Genomic DNA, 1,048 nt, shown 5'->3' on the forward strand with positions numbered 1-1,048 from the left:
CAGGGGGTTGATCTCGGAGACGGCGCCGACGAGCGTGGTCTTGCCGACGCCGAAGCCGCCCGCGACGACGATCTTCGCGGAGGTGGTGGCGCGGGTGGGGGCGGCCGCGTTAGAGCTTGCGAAGTCCACTGAGGACCCTTTCGAGCAGCGTGACGTCGGGCTGGTTTCCGGATTCGCCGCCGGAAGCGGGCTGGTGGATGGCGACGAGGCCGGCCTCGGCCAGGTCGGCCACGAGGATGCGGGCCACTCCCAGGGGAAGGGAGAGCAGCGCCGACACCTCCGCGACGGATTTGACCTCCCTGCACAGGGTGCAGATCCGCTGGTGCTCGGGGAGCAGGGTGGCCAGGCGCTGCGGGTCGACGTCGGCGGAGACGAGGGCCTCCAGCGCGAGCTCGTAGCGCGGCCGGGTGCGTCCACCGGTCATCGCGAACGGCCGGATCAGCGGGCCGGAGTCGGGCTCGTCCTCGAACTCCTCGACGTGCCCGGGCTCGTGGGCCGGCCGGTAGTCGGGGGCGGGCGCCGGGTAGCCGGGCGGCGGCGTGTCGAAGGCGGGCTGCGGCTGTCGGTACCGGCCGGACCGGCCCTGCTGGTCGTACTGCTCCTGCTGCGGCTGCCCGTACGGGTGCTGGGGCTGCCCGTACTGGTGCTGGCCGTACTGCTGTCCGTGCTGCTGGCCGTGCTGAGGCTGGCCGTACTGCTGACCGTGGCCGACGCCGGGTGCTCCGAAGGCGTCATGGCCTGTGCCAGGGTACGGAACGCCGTACTGGCCGCTGCGGTCGTCGGGCGGTGTCACGGTTCCTCTCCTCACAAGGTGCGGCGGTGCGGTGCGAGCTTCGGCGCAGGTCCGGAGCCGGTGGTGCGAAGGCCGTACAACGTCCGAACCCGAGCCCGCCGAAGCGGGCCCGGGAAGGACGCGGAGGTACTTCGAATACCTGGACGGTATCCGACGGACCGTCAGTGCAGGAGACTGCCCTGGAGTTCCGCGCGGAGTGCGGGGGTGAGGACGGCGCCGGCGCGGTCGACGAGGAGGGCCATCTCGTAGCCGACG

Annotated in this window: 1 protein-coding gene and 2 pseudogenes; all 3 read right to left on the reverse strand. The window is 72.1% G+C overall.

Annotated elements, in window-relative coordinates; all coding sequences use genetic code 11:
* Nucleotides 1-129 (reverse strand): annotated as a pseudogene (locus AB0O82_RS38765) (ATP-binding protein); the annotation flags it as partial.
* Nucleotides 110-793 carry a DUF742 domain-containing protein gene (locus AB0O82_RS38770; RefSeq protein ID WP_363589768.1) on the reverse strand — a complete coding sequence of 228 codons (684 nt, stop codon included), beginning with the start codon at nucleotides 791-793 and terminating at the stop codon, nucleotides 110-112. The pseudogene AB0O82_RS38765 and the gene AB0O82_RS38770, both read right to left, overlap by 20 nt.
* Before the next feature lie 161 nt (nucleotides 794-954).
* Nucleotides 955-1,048: pseudogene (locus AB0O82_RS38775) on the reverse strand (roadblock/LC7 domain-containing protein); the annotation flags it as partial.

The organism is Kitasatospora sp. NPDC088264 (assembly GCF_040685715.1).
Classification (GTDB): Bacteria; Actinomycetota; Actinomycetes; order Streptomycetales; family Streptomycetaceae; genus Kitasatospora.